The organism is Nocardioides sp. CF8, assembly GCF_000389985.1.
GTDB classification, from domain to species: domain Bacteria; phylum Actinomycetota; class Actinomycetes; order Propionibacteriales; family Nocardioidaceae; genus Nocardioides; species Nocardioides allogilvus.
The window spans coordinates 3,574,595-3,593,011 of the sequence record NZ_CM001852.1; the positions used below are offsets into that span (position 1 = coordinate 3,574,595).

Genomic DNA, 18,417 nt, shown 5'->3' on the forward strand with positions numbered 1-18,417 from the left:
TGCCCACCCATGGTGACGCATGGGGCCGGGAATTCGTTGCTCGACGCACGAATCCGATAAGGCTACTAGTTCAGTGCAGAATCCCCGACGAGGGCCTGCACGAGGTCGTGCAGCAGGTCGTAGCCGTGCTCGGTGAGGATCGACTCCGCGTGGAACTGGATGCCGCGGTAGTGCGGTCCGGCCACGAGGTGGACGTCGCCGGACTCCTCGTCGCGCTCGACGGTGACGCCGTCGGGCAGCGCGCTCGGGTCCGTCACCCGGCCGACGAAGGTGTTGTAGAAGCCGACCCGCTCGGTGCGACCGCGGTAGGGGATCGGCGACTGGGTGCCCTGGAAGACGATGTCCTTGAACGCGAGCGGGATGCCGAGGCGCTCGCACAGCGTCTGGTGGCCGAGGCACACCGCGAGGAACGGCTGTCCGCTCGCGAGCAGGTCGTCCACGGCGCCGCGGAACGCCGCGATCTTGGGGTGCGTGCCGTCGCGCGGGTCGCCCGGACCGGGGCCGACGATCACCAGGTCGGCGCCGTCGAAGGCACCCGTCGCGTAGTCCTCGTGCCGCACCACGGTCGAGGACATGCCGAAGACGCCGAGCACGTGGCGCAGCATGTTCACGAAGTCGTCCTCGCCGTGCAGGATGACGGCGCTCTTGCCCTTCAGCGTCGGGTCCGGCGGCGCGCCCTCCTGGTCGGTCAGCCAGAAGCGGCTCAGCCGCTGGTTGCGCGTCCCGAGCGCGAGCAGGACGTCCTCGTCGCGGGCCAGCGCCGCGATCGCGTCGCTGTCGACGGTCGCGACCGGCACCAGGCCGAAGGCGCTGAGGATGCCGCCCGCCTTCGCGTGCGTCTCGGCCACCTCGTAGGCCGCATCGCTGTCGCGCACCAGGGTGGCCCCGGCTGTCACCTTCAGGTGCCCGTCGGGCGAGACGTCGGCGGTGCGGATCAGGATCGGGCTGTCCATCGTCGGGTTGCCCTGCCGGTCACGGCCGAAGAGCGCCAGCGCCGAGCCGTAGTAGCCGCGGCCCTCGGTCTCGTAGCGGCTGATCAGCCGGCAGGCGTTCTCGACCGGGGCGCCGGTGACCGTGGCGGCGAACATCGTGTCGCGCAGGATCTCGCGGGGGTCGCGCTCGCTGCGCCCGGCGAGGAGGTACTCGGAGTGCACGAGGTGGGTCATCGGCTTCAGGAACGGGCCGAGCACCTGGCCGCCCTCGTGGCAGATGTCGCACATCATCTTGAGCTCTTCGTCGACGACCATGAAGAGCTCGTAGATCTCCTTCTCGTCGCCGAGGAAGTCGAGCAGCCGGCTCTTCAGCTCGTCCTCCGCTGGTTGAGCAGCGAGGCCGCCCGCGGCCGAGCGTGTCGAAACCGAGGATGCGACGCGGAACGTCCCCGAGATCGGGTTCATCCGCACGTCGCCGCCCATGACCGACACGTGCCGCTCCGGGCTCGCCCCGATCAGGAACCGGTCGCCCGTGAAGAAGATGAAGGTCCAGTAGGCCCCGCGCTCACGCACGAGCAGCCGGCGGAAGACGGTGAGCGCGCGCTCGACGTCCCAGTCGGCGACGACGGCGCGGTAGTGCCGGCCGATGACGAGGTTGGCGCCCTCGCCCTGGCCGATCTCGTCACGGATGATCCGCTCGACGATGGTGGCGTAGTCGTCGTCGTCCACGCCGAAGCCGCCGCGGTCGGAGAACTCGACGGGTACGTCGGGGAGCGCGTCGATCAGGTCGTCGACACCGACCTCGTGCTCCTCGGTGATGTCGACGACCACGAGCGGGGTGCCGTCGTCGATCACGTCGAAGCCGCGCTCGGCGATCTGGCGGAAGGGCACCGCGACGAGGCGGTCGGCGCTGCGGCCCGGCTCCGGGGCACCCTCCTCGAGCGGGATGTCGAGGATCGAGTCGACCTCGCTGCGGGTGCCACCGATGATGCCGGCCGTGGGTGCGGCCTTGCGCCGGATCACCGCCCACGCCTCCTGCCCCTGGACCTGCTCCAGGAGGGCGCGGACGTCAGCGGCGGCAGTCATGGCCGAAACCCTAGTTGGCGCTGGGCTCCCGGCTTCGCCCCATCTCAGGGCTGACCCCGGTCGCCTGCCTGCCGGCAGGCAGGCCGGCGCGCCTCAGGCCGGGACGGACTCGGGCGCCACCGCTGGCGTGACCGCCGGGGGCGTACGCCGCGTGGTGCGCCGGACGATGACGTCCTTCAGCCTCATCGACGGCTTCTCGACGAGGTGCCAGGACAGGGCCGCCAGGGCCAGCGTGATGGTCACGACCATCAGCAGGTTGACCGACATCCGCTGCACGCCGAACACGTCGACGACGAGCTGCTGGACCGGGAACGCCCAGAGGTAGAGGCCGTAGGAGAAGTCACCGAAGCGGGCGCTCTGCGCGATGTACGGCGTGCGCGCGAGCCCGATCGTCAGGACGGCGTACGGGACGACCACCGAGGCGACCTCGAGCGCGAGCCCGGGCGCCACGTTGTCGACCAGGAACAGGACTGCCGTGCCGGCGACCGCGATGTCGGTGCGGAAGCGGAACCACGAGAAGCGCTGGCCGGCCAGGCGCAGCAGCGCACCGCCGGCGAAGAAGGCCCACATGCTGGCCGCGTCGCGGAGCCGCACGCCCCAGAACACCGGCGATTCGTGCTGAGGCACCTCGGCCAGGCGGATCACGACGACGAGGACGACGAGGGCGCCCAGCGGACGCACGAAGCGCGGGAAGACGAACAGGAACGGCACCGCGACATAGCAGAGGAACTCCACGAACAGCGTCCACAGCGAGCCGTTGACCGCCGTCGCGTAGGGGAGGTCCTACCACACACCGGGCAGCGGGAAGGTCACCAGCAGCTTGATGTTGTTGACGATGTACGTCGCCGTGCCGGGGTTGTCGAAGTACTCCCCCCGCGGCAGCGTCGTCACCAGGGGGCCGATGACCAGGGCGGTCACCAGCACCACCACGACCAGGGCCGGGAAGATCCGCAGGCAGCGCGCCAGCGCATAGGTGACCGGGTTGCGGGTCCGGCTCCAGCTCGCGGTGATGAGGTAGCCGCTGATCGCGAAGAAGATCATCACGCCGATGGTCTGGAGCTGGTAGCCCAGCACCACCGGGACGTCGCCCTGGCGGCCCAGCAGTGCATAGCCGTGGCCGAGCACCACCAGCAGGGCGCCGATCAGGCGCAGCGCGTCGAAGTTGTTGGAGCGGTGCTCCGCGGCCGTGACGGGACCCGGGTGCGCCGACGTCGGCGCGGGCAGTGCGCTCACGACACCGTCACCAGGAGCTGGGTGGCACGGGTGAGCACGACGTAGAGCGTCGCCCGACCTGTGACCGACTCGTCCTCGATCTCCTGCGGGCGCACGACCACGATGCCGTCGAACTCGAGGCCCTTGGTGTCGAGGCCGGTGAGCACCACGACGCGGTCCTCGCCGCTCGGGGTGACCGACGAGTCGATCGCCGCACGAGCCCCGGCGGCGTCGGACGCCAGCTCGGGCCACGACGCGAGCCAGCCGTTGACCTCGGAGCGCCGGGCGACCGGGACCACGATGCCGACGGTGCCGGAGACCTGGCCCGCGACCGCGAGCACCTCCTCGCGGACCTGGGCCTCCAGGTCGGCGGCCGAGACCTCACGTGGCGGGGTCCCGGTGCGGCGTACGGCGTCGGGCAGGTCGGCGCCGAGCCCGACCCGCTGCGCGTAGGCGGCGGCGAACTCGTAGATCTCGGCCGAGTTGCGGTAGTTGGTCGAGAGGTGGAACTCGTGGGTCTGCTTGCCCTCGAGCGCCTCGGCACGCGCGGCGGCCGACTCGGCCGGGATCGGCCACGACGACTGCGCGGGGTCGCCGACGATCGTCCAGCTCGCGGTGCGGCCGCGGCGACCGACCATCCGCCACTGCATCGGAGTGAGGTCCTGCGCCTCGTCGATCAGGACGTGGGCATAGCCGTCGTCCTCGATCCGGTGGGTCGGCGGCGCCCAGGCGCGGCCGGAGGGGGCGTACTCCCGGTCCGCGGCGGTCGTCAGCTCCTGCAGGTCGACCCCGCCCTCGAGCGCGGTGAGGGTGTCGTCGCGGTCGTGGTCGGCATCGGTCCTGAGCGGCACGTCGCCGAGGGCGTAGCGCAGCTCGTCGATCAGCGGGACGTCCTCCACGGACAGCCCGTCGGACCAGGACTTCGTGAGCAGGCGCTGCTCCTCGGGGGTGAGGATCCCGTCGGAGACGCGGTGCAGGAACTCCGGGTCGTGCAGCCACGACAGCACCGTCGGCGCGTCGAGCGGAGGCCACCAGGCGGTCGCGAAGTCGACGAAGCGCTGGTCGGAGAGCAGCTCGGAGTTGAAGTACTCCCGGCCCTGCTCGCGACCGCGCTCGCCACGGACCTGGCGCCACAGCGCGTCGAGCAGGGCGTTGGCCACGCGCGGCAGCTGCCGGTTGCGGCGTCCCTGCGACATCAGCTGGCGGCGTACGCGCCCCAGCGTCGCGCGGTCGAGCTTGAGCCGGTCGTCGCGCCAGAAGAAGTCGAAGTCGGCCGAGCTGCCGGGCACCTGCTGCCGGGCCGTACGGCGCAGCACCTCCGCCATCCGCGCCGAACCCTTGATGTCGGCGACCGCGGGCTCGTCGTGGCGCGTGGCCCGCAGCCCGTCGACGACCTCGCCGAGGCTGCGCAGCGCGACGGCGGTCTCGCCGAGGCTGGGCAGGACCCGCTCGATGTAGCGCATGAAGACGCCGCTGGGGCCGACGACGAGCACGCCGCCGGACTCGTAGCGGCGACGGTCGGAGTAGAGCAGGAAGGCCGCGCGGTGCAGCGCGACGACGGTCTTGCCGGTGCCGGGGCCGCCGGAGATCGACACGACGCCCTTGCCGGGCGCGCGGATCGCCTTGTCCTGCTCGGCCTGGATGGTGGCGACGATGGAGTGCATGGAGCGGTCGCGGGCGCGGCCGAGCTGGGCCATCAGGGCGCCCTCGCCGATGATGGGGAGGTCGGTCTCGGCGTTCGTGTCGAGCAGCTCGTCCTCGACGCCGACGACGGTGCGGTGCTCGGCGCTCAGCACGCGGCGGCGGATCACGCCCTGCGGCTCGGCAGCGGTCGCCTGGTAGAACACAGAGGCCGCCGGGGCGCGCCAGTCGATGAGCAGGGTGTCGCGGTCGGCGTCGCGCAGGCCGATGCGGCCGATGTAGCGCGGCTCCCGGTCGATCTCGGGGTCGAGGTCGAGGCGCCCGAAGACCAGGCCCTCGTGCGCGGCGTCGAGCTGGGCGATCCGCTTGGCCGCCTGGAAGACCATCGCGTCGCGCTCGACGAGGCCGCCCTCGTGCTCGAGCTTGCCGCGCTCGTGGCCTTCCTTGGCGAGCTGCTGGGCGTTCTTCGCGCTCGCCTCGAGCTGCACGTAGACCCGATCGACATACGCCTGCTCGACCGCGATCTCGCGCTCCACGAGCTGATCACTCACCCGGACATCCCCCAGTCTTCCTCGCGCGCGCCACTAGTGCCGCTCATCAAAACGACAGAAGATCAAGACTACCGACTCAGGCCTGCCTGCGCCGACTTCCCGCGGCACTGTGGGTGATGCGCGTGAGCCGCGTTACTTCTTGCGGCTCAGGAAGGCCGTCATCGCCTCGCGCGCCTCGTCGGAGGCGAAGAGCCGGGCCGAGAGGGCAGCCATCTCGGCGCCCTTCGCGTCGATGCGGGCGATGAGGTCGGCGTTGAGGATCCGCTTCGACTCGCGCAGGCCCTGGGGCGCACCCGTCGCCAGCGACCGGCAGAGCTCGGCGATCCGCTCGTCGATCGCATCGTCCGGCACGGCCGCCGTGACCAGTCCGTACGCCGCTGCGTCGGCGCCGGAGAAGACCTCGCCGCCGAGCGTGGTCAGCGCGGCCGCGCGGGGGTCCATCCGGTGGTGCACGGTCAGGCTGATGATCGCCGCGGCCAGCCCGAGCTTCACCTCGGTCAGCGCGAAGGTCGCGGACTCGTTGGCCACCGCGATGTCCGCAGCGGCGACGATCCCGATGCCGCCGGCCCGCACGGCGCCGTACGCCCGCACCACGACGGGCTTGTCCATCGACACGATGAGGCGCTGCAGCTCGACGATGCGGCGAGCGCCCTCCTCCATGCCGTCGGCCGTGGCCTCGGAGAGGTCGGCGCCCGAGCAGAAGACCTTCCCGGACGAGGTGATCAGGACGACCCTGACCTCGTCGTCGGCCGCCGCTGCCTGCAGGTGCCCGAAGAGCTCGGTGACGAGCTGCTTCGACAACGCGTTGCGGTTGTGCGGAGAGTCGAGGGTGATCGTGGCGAGCGGGCCGTCGACGACGTAGTGCACGAGTTCCATGCCCCGCATCCTGCCTCAGGCCACCCATCCAATCCGCGCAGGGCACGGCGCCGAACACCCGATGTGCTGACACGTCTGCTCCACGCCCTGTTCGGCGTCCTCGCCACCCTCGCCGGTGTCGCGGCCGCTCACCTCGTGGCGGCCCTGACCGTCCCGGCGGCCTCGCCCGTCCTCGCCGTCGGATCGACGGTGATCGACCTGACCCCCACCCCGGTCAAGGAGTGGGCGATCAAGAACTTCGGGACCGCCGACAAGCCGATCCTCATCGGCTCGGTCATGCTCGGCGTCCTGGTGCTGGCGGGGATCGCCGGCATCGTCGCCGCGCGCCGCATCACCCTCGGGCTGCTGATGATCGTCGGCCTGGCCGCCCTCGCCGGCGTGCTGGCGATGCTCCGGCCCACCGCCGGTCCGCTGGACCTGCTGCCGAGCGTCGTCGCCGCCGTCGTCGGAGCCGTCGCCCTGTGGTGGCTGCACCGGCTCGAGGAGGCCGGCACCGGAGAGGCCGTGTCCGGGCCCACCCGACGTGGCGTCCTGATCGCGGCCGGCGGCCTGGCGGTCGCCGCTGCGGCGTTCGGCAGCGCCGGACGGTTCGTGGCGTCGTACCGCCTCAAGGGCACCGACATCGAGCTACCCAAGGCGACCGGGCTGGAGAAGCCCCTGCCGACCGGGCTGGAGCAGAAGGTCCCCGGGATCTCCCCGTTCCGGACGCCGACCGCGGACTTCTACCGCGTCGACACCCGCCTCTCGCTGCCGATCGTGGACGCCGAGTCCTGGACGCTGACCATCGACGGTGACGTCGACAAGGAGGTCACGCTCACGCTGGCCGACCTCTACGACCTCGAGGTCATCGAGCGCGACATCACCATGACCTGTGTCTCCAACGACGTCGGCGGGCCCTACATCGGCGCCGCCCGCTGGCTCGGTGTGCGCCTCACCGACGTGCTCGACCTCGCCGGCATCGACAACACGTCGGCCGACCAGATCCTGTCGACCGACGTGGACGGGATGACCATCTCCACCCCGCTCGGCGTCGCCACCGACGGTCGCGACGCGATGATCGTCTTCGGCATGAACGGCGAGCCGCTCCCGCGGGAGAACGGCTTCCCGGTCCGGATGGTCGTGCCCGGCCTCTACGGCTTCGTCAGCGCCTGCAAGTGGATCACCAAGATGACGCTCACGACCTACGACGCCGAGCAGGCCTACTGGACCGAGCGCGAGTGGGCCACCGATGCCCCGATCAAGATCTCCAGCCGGATCGACACCCCGAAGCCGTTGTCCAACAACGACCCCGGACGCCTGTTCATCGGCGGTGTCGCCTGGGCGCAGCACGTCGGCATCGACAAGGTCGAGGTCAGCGTCGACGGCGGCGCGTGGCAGACCGCGACGCTCGGTGCGGACGCCGGCAACGACTACTGGCGCCAGTGGTACCTCGAGTGGGACGCCAAGCCCGGCCAGCACTTCCTGGCCTGCCGGGCGACCAACAAGGACGGCGAGCTGCAGACCGCTGCGCGCATGAGCCCCTTCCCCGAGGGCTCCAGCGGCATCCAGCAGATCGCGGTCAACGTCGGCTGAGCCGGCGGCAAAAGTTTTCAAATACGCACCAATCCGCCTCGATCGAGGCAACGAACACCCTCCGGAAACAAACTCCCGGGGCCACCCGCTCTGGAAGCCCCTCACGAAAGGCAGTTCCCCATGAACCGCATTGCCCGCACTTCCGGTCTGGCCGCCATGGCTCTGACGCTGTCCCTCGGTATGGCTGCCTGTGGCGCCGACGAGGAGCCCACCTCCGGTTCCGCCTCCGAGACGACCTCGGAGACCGCTTCCGAGGAGCCCACCACCGAAGAGACCGAGCCCGCCTCCGACGCCGGTGCCGGCACGTTCGGTGAGGGTTGCGCCGCGATCCCGACCGACCCGTCCGACCCGGGCTCCTTCGAGGGCATGGCCACCGAGCCGGTCGCCACCGCCGCCTCCGGCAACCCGCTCCTCAAGACCCTGGTCGCCGCCGTGACCGAGGCCGGTCTCGTCGACACGCTCAACTCGGCCGAGGGCATCACCGTCTTCGCCCCGACCGACGACGCGTTCGCCAAGATCGACAAGAAGACCCTCGACGCCGTGCTGGCCGACAAGGAGACCCTGACGGCGATCCTGACGCACCACGTCGTTGGCGAGACCATCACGCCGGACAACCTGGCCGGCAAGTTCGACACCCTCAACAACGACAAGCTCGTCGTCAAGGGCTCGGGCGAGGCGTTCACCGCCGACAAGGAGGAGAAGGCCAACATCATCTGCGGCAACATCCAGACCGCCAACGCCACGGTGTACGTCATCGACACCGTCATGATGCCCCAGATGTGATTGTCGGATAACCGACACTCAGCAAGGATCTGTCACGTGGACCACTTGAAGTCCGTGCCCGGCGGGGCATCCTCACCAGAGGGTGCCCCGTCGGGGGACGCAGCAGCACGGCTCGCCTTCTTGATGCAGCGGTCAAGCCGCGGCGACGAGGCCGCCTTCGCTGAGCTGTACGACGCCACCTCGGCCCGGGCCTACGGCCTGGCGCTTCGGGTGGTCCGCAACCCCGCTCACGCTGAGGAAGTCCTCCAGGAGGCGTTCCTCGACGCGTGGCGAACCAGCAGTCGCTTCGATCCCACTCGGGGGAGCGCCATCGGCTGGCTGTTGACGATCGTGCACCGCAAGGCAGTCGACCGGGTCCGCTCGGCCGAGGCCTCCACGGCCCGCGATTCGACATACCACCGTGAGAGCCGACCCGTGGAACACGATTCAACGCTCGAAGCCGCCCACGCCTCGCTGGAAGCCCAGCGGGTCCGCGGAGCAGTCGCCGGGCTCACCGCCGTACAACGAGAAGCCGTGGAGCTTGCCTTCTTCGGGGGCTACACACACACAGAAGTAGCAACGATGCTCGACGTTCCTGTCGGCACCGCCAAGACCCGCATCCGGGATGGACTCATCCGGCTGCGCGATGCGATGGGAGTTGGGTCATGAGCGACATTCACAAGCTCACGGGCGCCTACGCCCTCGACGCGGTCGACGACCTCGAACGAGCAGCGTTCGAACGCCACCTCGCCGAGTGCGAGGACTGCCGCGACGAGGTGGCCTCCCTGCGGGAGACCGCCGCGCTGCTGGCCGATTCCGTCGCCGTCACCCCGCCTCCCTCGCTGCGCGCCTCCGTCCTGACCGGCATCACCCACGTCCGGCCGCTCCCTCCGATCGTGGCACCCTCTCGGCGTGCTGCCTGGTTTCCCCTCCTGGTCGCCGCGTCCATCGTCGCCGTCCTCGGCCTGGCTGCTGCTGTCTGGCAGCCATGGACCCCGTCGGACAACCCATCGCTGACCGTCGCCGAGCAGGTTCTCCGCGCTCCCGACGCCCAGTCGGTGAGCATCGACCTCGGCGACAAGGGTCGAGCCACCGTCACGCGGTCCAAGTCGCTGCACAAGGCCGTCATCCGCACCGAGGACATGGCGCCGGCGCCGAGCGGCCAGACCTACCAGCTGTGGCTGCAGCAGCGCGGCGACATGGTCTCTGCCGGCTTGATGGAGGGCGGCACCGAGGAGATCGTCCTGGACGGTGACGCAGCGACCGCCAGCGCCGCCGGTGTGACGATCGAGCCCGCCGGTGGCTCCGAGAAGCCCAACCTCCCGCCCGTCGCACTCTTCGACTTCTCCCAAGCGACATGACCGCCTCGCCCCGGCACATCGGAGTCATCGGCTCCGGTGTCGCTGGCCTGACCGCTGCGTACGTCGCCTCGCGCACCGCCCACGTGACGCTGTTCGAGGCCGACGACCGCCTGGGCGGTCACGCCGACACCCACGTCGTCGAGTCCCCCGACGGCGAGCTGCGCATCGACACCGGCTTCATCGTGCACAACCGCCGGACCTATCCCACGCTGCTGCGCCTGTTCGCCGAGCTCGACATCGCCACCCAGCCCTCCGAGATGTCGCTGTCGGTCTCCGACCAGGGCTCGGGCGTGGAGTACGCCGGCGCCCTGGGCGCCCGCGGGCTCTTCCCGACCCGCTCGGCCCTGACCTCGGCGACCCACTGGCGGATGCTGGCGGAGATCCCGCGGTTCCACCGGCAGGCACGCAAGGTCCTCGCCGCGGCTGCGGATCCGGGATCTCGGGTCGACGACCAGACCCTGCGGGAGTTCCTCGACGCGGGCGGCTTCTCCGCCCACTTCGTGCGGCACTTCATGGAGCCCCTGGTCGCGGCCGTGTGGTCCTGCGATCCCGAGACCTCGCTCGACTACCCCGCCCGCTACCTCTTCACCTTCCTCGAGCACCACGGCATGCTCGGCGTCTTCGGTTCCCCCGAGTGGCGCACGGTCACCGGCGGTTCGGGGACGTACGTCGCCGCCGTCGCCACCCACCTGCAGTCGGTGCGCACCGGCACCAAGATCACCTCGGTGTGCGAGCTGCCCGACGGGGTCGAGGTCACCGACGGCAACGGCCGCGTGCACTCCTTCGACGCGGTCGTCGTCGCCACGCACCCTTCCCAGGCCCTGACGATGCTGGAGTCGCCGAGCCGGGCGCAGTCCGAGGTGCTGGGCGCGCTGCCCTACTCCGCCAACACCGCCCTGCTGCACACCGACACCTCGCTGCTGCCCCAGGCGGTCAACGCCCGATCGAGCTGGAACTTCCAGCGTCCGGCCACGCCCACCGGCCAGGTCACCGTCACCTACGACCTGACCCGCCTTCAGCGCCTGCCCACGTCGACCCACTACCTCGTCACGCTCGGCGGCGAGCACCTCGTCGACCCGGCGTCGGTGATCGAGCGGATGGAGTACGAGCACCCGCTCTACACCCCCGAGTCGGTGGCCGCGCAGCGACGACTGCCCTCGATCGACACCGCCCGGGTCGCCTTCGCCGGCGCCTACCACGGCTGGGGATTCCACGAGGACGGCGCGCGCTCCGGCCTGGCGGCCGCGACCCGGCTCGGGCTCACGTGGCCCGTCGCACAAGCCACCTCCGTCCAACCGGTCGAGCCCGGCCTGTTCCGCACCACGGTCCGGCACACCCGGCGCACACCCTTCAAGCGCACCTTCGAGAACCGCTCCCACCTGTGGCTGGTCGACCTCGACGACCTGCCCGACCGCGGCCCGCTCGCCCGGTTCGAGGCGCGCGACCACCTGGGCTCGCCGACGTCGTCGATCCGCGCCAACGTCGAGGAGTTCCTCGCGCTGCACGACATCGACGTCACCGGCGGCCAGATCGTGATGGCCGCCAACCCCCGCTCGCTGGGCTACTGCTTCAACCCCATCTCCGTCTTCTGGTGCTTCGACGCCACGGGCGCGCAGGCGGCAGCGGTGGTCGAGGTGCACAACACGTACGGCGACCGGCACGCCTACCTCGTCCGGCCCGACGGCCAGGGCCGAGCCCGGACCGACAAGGCGATGTACGTCTCGCCGTTCCACGGCGTCGACGGCCACTACGAGCTCGCGATCCCCGTCCCGAACACCCGCCTCGACATCGCCGTCACCCTGCACACCGACGACGGCTCGCCCTTCGCAGCGAGCGTCACCGGCGAGCGCGTCGAGTCGGCGCAGGACGGACGCGGTCGCTGGGCCGGTGCCTGGCGATCCGCCGGTGCTGCCCTGCGCGGCAGCGCCCTGATCCGGCTCCACGGCATCTGGCTGTGGGCTCGCCGGCTCCCGATCCACCCCCGACCGGCCCACCACCAGCCACTCGTGGACGAGCGTGCCCACTCCGCCGCCACCCTGCAGCCCGAAGAAGGTGTCCGATGACGGACCTGGCCAACAACCCCGCCCACACGCCCCAGCACACCCCGACCCACCGGGCCGACGAGCCGAGCTCCCGGCACCCCGGCCTCGAGCCGGTGCGCACCGGCCCGCGCACGACCGTGTCGGCAGCCGTCGCGCGCCGGCTGTTCGCCGCCGCGATCCGCCGCCTCGACGTGCTCGTCGAGGAGGCGCCCAACAGCCGCGGCATCGGGCGCACCTTCGGCCGCGGTGGTCCGCGGATGGTGATCCACCGTCCCGAGGAGTTCTACGCACGCGTCGGCCGGGACGGGCTCATCGGCTTCGGCGAGGCCTACCTCACCGGCGCCTGGGACACCGACGACCTGGCCGCCTTCCTGACCGTGCCGGCGGCCCGGATCGCGACGCTGATCCCCGAGTCGCTGCAACGGGCGCGCGCCTTCGTCACCCACCGGACCCCGAGCCACCAGCGGAGCACCGAGGACAACAGCCAGGCCAACATCGCCCATCACTACGACTTGTCGAACGAGCTCTTCGCGCTCTTCCTCGACGAGACATTGAGCTATTCGTCCGCCCTGTTCACCACCTCCTTCGTCGCCGGGCCCGACGGTCCGGACCACCTGGTCGCCACTCCACCAGCGACCACCGACAACGCAGCTGCCGCGACAGCGGTCGTCCACAGTCCCGACTTCGCCGAGGCACAGGCGCGCAAGATCGAGCGCCTCCTCGACGAGGCCGCCGTGACCGCGGGCAGCCGGGTCCTGGAGATCGGCACCGGCTGGGGCGAGCTGGCGATCCGCGCAGCGCGCCGCGGTGCGCACGTCCACTCGATCACCCTGTCGGTCGAGCAGCTCGAGCTCGCCGAGCGGCGCGTCGCCGACGCCGGCCTCAGCGACCTGGTCCGGATCGAGCTGCTGGACTACCGCGCGCTCTCGGCGCCGGAGTTCGCAGCGGCGTACGACGCGATCCTCAGCGTGGAGATGATCGAGGCCGTGGGCCACGAGTTCTGGGGCACCTACTTCCAGACCATCGACCACGCTCTCGCGCCGGGCGGGCGCGTCGCGATCCAGGCGATCACGATGCCGCACGACCGGATGCTCGCCACCCGCGGCACCCAGACGTGGATCAACAAGTACGTCTTCCCCGGCGGCTTCCTGCCCAGCGTGCGGGTCATCGACGAGATCACCTCCGCCCAGACCGCCCTGCGTCGCACCGGGCTGCTGGAGTTCGGCAGCCACTACGCCGAGACCCTGCGGCGCTGGGACGAGCTGTTCCTCGCGCGCCGCGACGACGTGATCGCGCTCGGCTTCGACGACCAGTTCATGCGGATGTGGCACTTCTACCTCGCCTACTCGCGCGCCGGCTTCGCCAGCGGCTACATCAACGTCCAGCAGCTGACGTTCACCAAGGGAGGCGCCCGATGACGACGACCACCGAGCGGCCCATCCTGACCCGGGCCGGCATCGCCCAGCGGCTGGCCGAGGCCGCGCGTCCCTTCATCGGCGGCGACCTCCCGGTGCGCCTGCAGGTGTGGGACGGCTCCATCGCCGGGCCCGCCGACGCCCCGCTGGTCGTGCTCCGCTCCCCCGACGCGCTGCGCCGCCTGCTGTGGCACCCGGGCGAGCTCGGCGCCGCACAGGCCTACGTCACCGGCGACCTCGACGTCCCCGAGCAGGACGGCTGGGACCTCGACTCCGTCCTGACCCACGCGTTCGCCGTCGGCCAGGAGCGCGGTCTTGCAGGCGTACGCCGATCGCCGGGCGCCTTCGTCAACGCCCTGCGCGCAGCCGCCGGCCTGGGCGTGCTCGGCCTCCCGCCGAAGCTGCCCGCGAGCCAGGCGCGCGTCAAGGGTCGCCTGCACAGCGCGATCCGCGACCGCCGCGCGATCAGCCACCACTACGACCTGAGCAACGAGTTCTACTCCTTGGTCCTCGACCCGGCCATGGCCTACAGCTGCGGCTACCACGAGACCCCGGACGCCACCCTCGAGCAGGCGCAGCGCGCCAAGCTCGACCTGGTCTGCCGCAAGCTCGGCCTCGAGCCCGGCATGCGGATGTTGGACGTCGGCTGCGGCTGGGGCTCGCTGTCCCTGCACGCGGCGGAGCACTTCGGCGCCCAGGTCACCGGCGTGACGATCGCGGCCGAGCAGAAGAAGTTCATCGATGCCCGGATCGCCGAGCGCGGTCTGGGTGACCGGGTCGAGATCCGCCTGCAGGACTACCGCTCGGTCCCCGAGAAGGACCACTTCGACGCCGTCGGCTCCCTGGAGATGGGTGAGCACGTCGGCGAGGCCAACTACCCGACGTACGTCGACGTGCTGCGCCGCGCGGTCAAGCCGGGCGGTCGGGTGCTGGTCCAGCAGATGTCGCGCTCCGGCAGGCAGGGCGGTCGCCACCCCGGCGGCGGTCCCTTCATCGAGTCGTTCATCGCCCCCGACATGCACATGCGACCGGTGGGCGAGACAGTCGCGCACCTGGAGCACGGGGGTCTCGAGGTGCGCGACGTGCACGGCCTGCGCGAGCACTACGTGCAGACGGTGGCAGGGTGGCTCGAGCGCTTCGAGACCAACCTGCCACGGCTCACCGAGCTGGTCGGCGAGGAGGTCGTGCGGGTGTGGCGGCTCTACCTCGTCGGCGGCTCGATGGCCTTCCGGGACGGGCGCATGGGGGTCGACCAGATCCTCATGGTGCGCCCGGGCGCGGTCCACACGCTGCCGGCGAAGCGCGCCTGGTGAGAGCCCTTCATGGGTGACCTCACCATGCTCGCCGCTGCTGGTATCGATCTGCTGATCTGCATCGTGGCGATGGGGCTTGCCGCGTGGGTCAGCTGGCGGGTGGGCCGCGTCTCGGTGGTCGACGTCGTCTGGGGACTGGCGTTCGTCGCCGTCGCCGTCGTGCTGGCGGTCGTCTCCGGACAGTGGCTCTCGGCCCTGCTCGCGGTCCTGGTCACGATCTGGGGCACGCGGCTGGCCCTGCACATCCACCGTCGCTCGCGCGGCCACGGCGAGGACCCGCGCTATGCCGCGCTGATCGGCGACGCCGGGTTCGCCACGGTGATCGGCAAGGTCTTCGTGGTCCAGGGGCTCGCGGTGTTCGTCGTCTCCCTGCCGCTCATGACCGCGGCGGCGTACGACGTCCGCTGGCCGTGGCTGGTCGCCGTCGGTGTGGTCGTGTGGCTGGTCGGCCTGGTGTTCGAGGCCGTGGGCGACGCGCAGCTGGCGGCGTACAAGCGGCTGCCCCGCGACGAGAAGCCGCCGGTCATGCAGACCGGCCTGTGGCGCTACACGCGCCACCCCAACTACTTCGGCGACGCGTGCGTCTGGTGGGGCATCTGGCTGGCCGGGGCGTTGTCGCTCGGCTGGCTGCCCGGCCTGCTCACGATCGTGGCGCCGCTCGCGATGACCTACTTCCTGGCCTTCGCCACCGGGGCGCGGCTGCTCGAGCGGACGATGATGCAGCGACCGGGTTATCCGGAGTACGCCGCGCGGACCTCGATGCTCGTGCCGCTGCCGCCCCGCGGCTGATCACGCGGCCGCCGCACTCCCCCGTGGTGGCCGTCCCGGGTTTCATTTCTGCCGGTCCTCCTCGGCGCTCAGCGTCGCGGGACAGGGCACACTCGAGGGATGGACGCCGTCGAGGCCGCCTTCGCTGCCCACCCCCGCGTGGACTTCCTGCCCGCCCACGCGCGCTCGCAGGCCTCCTTCGACGGCCCGCTGCGGATCGCCGCCGGCCAGACCAACTCACAACCCCGCACGGTGGCCGACATGCTGCGGCTGCTCGAGGTCAGCGCCGGTCAGCGGGTGCTCGACGTCGGCAGTGGTTCGGGCTGGACCACGGCCCTGCTCGCCCACCTCGTCGGGCCGACCGGTGAGGTCGTCGGGGTCGAGCTCGAACCGGAGCTCGTCCGGTTCGGCCGGGCCAACCTCGCGGCGACCGACCAGCCGTGGGCCTCGATCAGCCAGGCGAGCGAGGGCGTGCTGGGGGCGCCCGACCGGGCGCCGTACGACCGGATCCTGGTCTCCGCCGAGCCCGACCAGCTGCCGGCGTCGCTGGTCGACCAGCTCGCCGACACCGGGGTCATGGTCATCCCGGTCGCGGGGATCATGCTGCGCGTCATCAACCCTGGCGGGCTCGTGACCGAGCACGGGCGCTACAACTTCGTGCCGCTGCGGTGATCACTCAGCTTCGGGCTGGTCCTTCTGCTGCTCGCGCTTCTTCTGCTGCTCGTAGCGACGGCGCTGCTCCTCCGCGCGCTCGCGCACCTTCTTCAAGAAGTCCTCGTCCTTGACCGGGTCCTTCGGCATCGCGCGACCGGGACGGTCGTACTCCGGGAACGCCGGCGCAGGTCCGGGCCGCGGGCCGGCGACGACCGGGCGACCGGCCACCAGCCAGGCGATCGAGCCCGCGAGCGGGAAGAACAGGATGAGCAGGATCCACCACAGCTTCGGCAGGTTGCGCATGCGCGACTCATCGGTGGAGACGGCCTCGATCAGGCACCACACCATGAGGATGATGCTCACGATCGAGAGCAGCGCGTAGAGCTTGAACACGAGGACAGCATGAGCCCTCGGACCACTCACCGCCAGCGAACGCACCACCCGGTTAGCGTGGCGCCGTGGAGCTGAGCGCGCGCGAGGACGTCAACCGCCGGATGCTCCGCGCGCGCGACGAGATGGACCGCCGCTACGCCGAGCCCCTCGACGTCCCCACGCTCGCGGCGATCGCCCACCTGAGCGCGTCGCAGTTCGGCCGCGTCTTCAAGGAGGTGTACGGCGAGACGCCCCACCGCTACCTGCAGCGGCGTCGCGTCGAGCGGGCGATGACGCTGCTGCGGCAGACGGACCGGCCGGTGACCGACATCGCGTGGGACGTCGGCTTCGCCAGCCTCGGCACCTTCAGCCGCACCTTCTCCACGGTCGTCGGTTCCTCACCGTCGGAGTTCCGGGTGCGGCACGAGCCGGTGCACGTCCCGACCTGCTTCATCGCCGCGTGGACGCGACCGCGGGAGGCTGCGGCAGGGACAGCGGTTTCGGAGAAGCAGACCGACCGCCCTGCCCCCTAGCGTCCTCGTCATGACCACCAACCACATCACCGCCATCAGCCTCAAGAGCCTCCCGGTCCTCGACCAGGACGAGGCGCTCGCCTTCTACACCGAGCTCCTCGGCTTCGAGGTCCGCAACGACATCGACCTCGGCTTCATGCGCTGGCTCACCATCGGCCTCCCCGGCGCGGACGTCCAGCTGCTCCTGGAGCTCGTCGGCGGGCCGCAGCACGACGCCGCCACCGCCGCCCAGGTGCGCGAGCTCGTCACCAAGGGCGCCCTGGGCGGACTGTTCCTCACGAGCAGCGACATCCACGCGACGTACGCCGCACTCGACGCCGCCGGTGTCGAGATCACCCAGGAGCCGGTCGAGCAGCCCTACGGCACCGACATCGGCATCCGCGACCCCTTCGGCAACCCCGTGCGGATCAGCCAGCCCGCCGCGCTCACGTCCGACCAGATCCAGGAGAAGTACGACGGCGCACCGGCGTGATCGGGGTTTCGTGACGGCGCTGGCGCGCCTCCTCGACCGCCGAGGTCGGAGGTTGAGGAGGTCGCGCAGCGACCGTCACGAGACCGCAGGGCGCTCCACCTGCGCCGCCAGGGTGACCGGCGCCTGCAGGCAGTAGGAGTCGGTGAGCAGCTCGCCCAGCTCGGTCCAGTCGGTGTCGTCGTCGAGCAGCATCCCGACGACGTTGGCGCCCCAGCCGGAGCGGAAGTAGGGATCGCCGAGGTGCTCGAAGGCCATCACCTCGTCGGGCTCGGCGCGGAACGTGATCCGGAACAGCTGGTCCTCGCCGCCGAAGACGTGGGCGATCGTCGCCTGCCCGACGCGCCAGCGGGTGCCGACCCAGGCCGGCTCCTCGCGGCACTCCGGCAGCGCGCAGAGGATCGAGCTCAGCCGCCGCACCCACTCCTCGGGCACGAGCGGACGGTCCTTCGGCACCATGGGCCACAGCGTAGGAGAGGCCACCGACAGCACTAGGGTCGGCGCGTGAAGTGGATCCTGGTCGTCGTGGCCCTCGCGTCAGCGCTCGTCATCGGCGTCGACGCGGTCGCGAGCCGCGACGAGAACTGCTCGGGCGGCGTGGCGGCGCCCTTCGGCGGCGTGCCCGGCGCCCCCATCGCGAACACCTCTCTCGACGCCTTGGGGCCCCACCTCGGCGGGGCCGAGGAGATCACCCGCGACCACAGCACGTCCAAGGGTTTCGAGATCGTGGTCTTCCGCGGCTACGACGCCGACGGCGACCTGATGGGACGGGTCGTGGTCGAGAAGCTGGTCGGAGGTTGGGGCGAGGCCCGGGTCGACATGTGCGAGCGATAGTCCGCGCGTACGGCGAGAGCCACC

Annotated in this window: 17 protein-coding genes and 1 pseudogene; 12 read left to right on the top strand and 6 right to left on the bottom strand. The window is 71.0% G+C overall.

Annotated elements, in window-relative coordinates:
• Positions 1-65: 65 nt before the first annotated feature.
• The 4 genes and pseudogenes from CF8_RS17430 to CF8_RS17445 form a co-directional block, all read right to left on the bottom strand.
• Entirely contained in the window at positions 66-2,018 is a 1,953-nt protein-coding gene (locus tag CF8_RS17430) for an anthranilate synthase family protein (RefSeq protein WP_010834419.1), read from the bottom strand.
• A 93-nt stretch (positions 2,019-2,111) separates the two neighbouring features.
• A pseudogene (locus tag CF8_RS23610) lies at positions 2,112-3,251 on the bottom strand (acyltransferase family protein).
• The gene (locus tag CF8_RS17440) at positions 3,248-5,422 is read right to left on the bottom strand and encodes a HelD family protein (RefSeq protein WP_010834422.1); all 2,175 of its coding nucleotides are present in this window, start codon (positions 5,420-5,422) and stop codon (positions 3,248-3,250) included. Before CF8_RS17440 ends, CF8_RS23610 begins: the two are co-directional and overlap by 4 nt.
• 132 nt (positions 5,423-5,554) lie before the next feature.
• The gene (locus CF8_RS17445; RefSeq protein ID WP_010834423.1) at positions 5,555-6,298 is read right to left on the bottom strand and encodes an enoyl-CoA hydratase family protein; all 744 of its coding nucleotides are present in this window, start codon (positions 6,296-6,298) and stop codon (positions 5,555-5,557) included.
• Positions 6,299-6,361: 63 nt separating this feature from the next.
• Here CF8_RS17445 and CF8_RS17450 point away from each other — a divergent pair, with 63 nt between their 5' ends.
• The 9 genes from CF8_RS17450 to CF8_RS17490 all read left to right on the top strand — a co-directional run bounded on the left by CF8_RS17450 (position 6,362) and on the right by CF8_RS17490 (position 16,203).
• Positions 6,362-7,870 (top strand): molybdopterin-dependent oxidoreductase, encoded by a 1,509-nt coding sequence (locus CF8_RS17450; RefSeq protein ID WP_010834424.1) that lies wholly within the window; start codon positions 6,362-6,364, stop codon positions 7,868-7,870.
• Positions 7,871-7,990: 120 nt separating this feature from the next.
• Positions 7,991-8,653, top strand: a complete 663-nt coding sequence (locus CF8_RS17455) for a fasciclin domain-containing protein (protein ID WP_036491348.1) — start codon at positions 7,991-7,993, stop codon at positions 8,651-8,653.
• 36 nt (positions 8,654-8,689) lie between these two features.
• Positions 8,690-9,301 carry an ECF RNA polymerase sigma factor SigK gene (gene sigK / locus CF8_RS17460; RefSeq protein WP_036491350.1) on the top strand — a complete coding sequence of 204 codons (612 nt, stop codon included), beginning with the start codon at positions 8,690-8,692 and terminating at the stop codon, positions 9,299-9,301.
• Positions 9,298-9,993 carry an anti-sigma factor gene (locus CF8_RS17465; protein ID WP_010834427.1) on the top strand — a complete coding sequence of 232 codons (696 nt, stop codon included), beginning with the start codon at positions 9,298-9,300 and terminating at the stop codon, positions 9,991-9,993. The genes sigK and CF8_RS17465 overlap by 4 nt, the downstream gene beginning before the upstream one ends.
• Positions 9,990-12,056 carry an FAD-dependent oxidoreductase gene (locus CF8_RS21630; protein WP_010834428.1) on the top strand — a complete coding sequence of 689 codons (2,067 nt, stop codon included), beginning with the start codon at positions 9,990-9,992 and terminating at the stop codon, positions 12,054-12,056. Before CF8_RS17465 ends, CF8_RS21630 begins: the two co-directional genes overlap by 4 nt.
• Positions 12,053-13,453: an SAM-dependent methyltransferase gene (locus tag CF8_RS17475; protein ID WP_010834429.1), complete on the top strand. Its 1,401-nt coding sequence runs from the start codon at positions 12,053-12,055 to the stop codon at positions 13,451-13,453. Before CF8_RS21630 ends, CF8_RS17475 begins: the two co-directional genes overlap by 4 nt.
• Complete coding sequence (locus CF8_RS17480; protein ID WP_010834430.1) at positions 13,450-14,763, top strand: SAM-dependent methyltransferase; 1,314 nt, start codon at positions 13,450-13,452, stop codon at positions 14,761-14,763. Before CF8_RS17475 ends, CF8_RS17480 begins: the two co-directional genes overlap by 4 nt.
• Positions 14,764-14,772: 9 nt before the next feature.
• Positions 14,773-15,552 carry a DUF1295 domain-containing protein gene (locus CF8_RS17485; protein WP_010834431.1) on the top strand — a complete coding sequence of 260 codons (780 nt, stop codon included), beginning with the start codon at positions 14,773-14,775 and terminating at the stop codon, positions 15,550-15,552.
• 99 nt (positions 15,553-15,651) lie between these two features.
• Positions 15,652-16,203 (top strand): protein-L-isoaspartate O-methyltransferase family protein, encoded by a 552-nt coding sequence (locus tag CF8_RS17490; protein ID WP_010834432.1) that lies wholly within the window; start codon positions 15,652-15,654, stop codon positions 16,201-16,203.
• On the opposite strand, the gene CF8_RS17495 is transcribed toward CF8_RS17490, so the two are convergent.
• On the bottom strand, positions 16,204-16,578 hold the full coding sequence (locus CF8_RS17495) for a PLD nuclease N-terminal domain-containing protein (RefSeq protein ID WP_010834433.1): 375 nt from the start codon (positions 16,576-16,578) through the stop codon (positions 16,204-16,206).
• Between the two features lie 65 nt (positions 16,579-16,643).
• Between CF8_RS17495 and CF8_RS17500 the strand changes: the two genes are divergently transcribed.
• Both CF8_RS17500 and CF8_RS17505 read left to right on the top strand, forming a co-directional pair.
• Positions 16,644-17,090: a helix-turn-helix domain-containing protein gene (locus CF8_RS17500; protein ID WP_010834434.1), complete on the top strand. Its 447-nt coding sequence runs from the start codon at positions 16,644-16,646 to the stop codon at positions 17,088-17,090.
• Between the two features lie 10 nt (positions 17,091-17,100).
• Complete coding sequence (locus tag CF8_RS17505) at positions 17,101-17,562, top strand: VOC family protein (protein WP_010834435.1); 462 nt, start codon at positions 17,101-17,103, stop codon at positions 17,560-17,562.
• A gap of 75 nt (positions 17,563-17,637) precedes the next feature.
• On the opposite strand, the gene CF8_RS17510 is transcribed toward CF8_RS17505, so the two are convergent.
• Complete coding sequence (locus tag CF8_RS17510) at positions 17,638-18,018, bottom strand: MmcQ/YjbR family DNA-binding protein (RefSeq protein WP_010834436.1); 381 nt, start codon at positions 18,016-18,018, stop codon at positions 17,638-17,640.
• 45 nt (positions 18,019-18,063) lie between these two features.
• Between CF8_RS17510 and CF8_RS17515 the strand changes: the two genes are divergently transcribed.
• Positions 18,064-18,393: a hypothetical protein gene (locus CF8_RS17515; RefSeq protein WP_010834437.1), complete on the top strand. Its 330-nt coding sequence runs from the start codon at positions 18,064-18,066 to the stop codon at positions 18,391-18,393.
• Positions 18,394-18,417 lie beyond the last annotated feature (24 nt).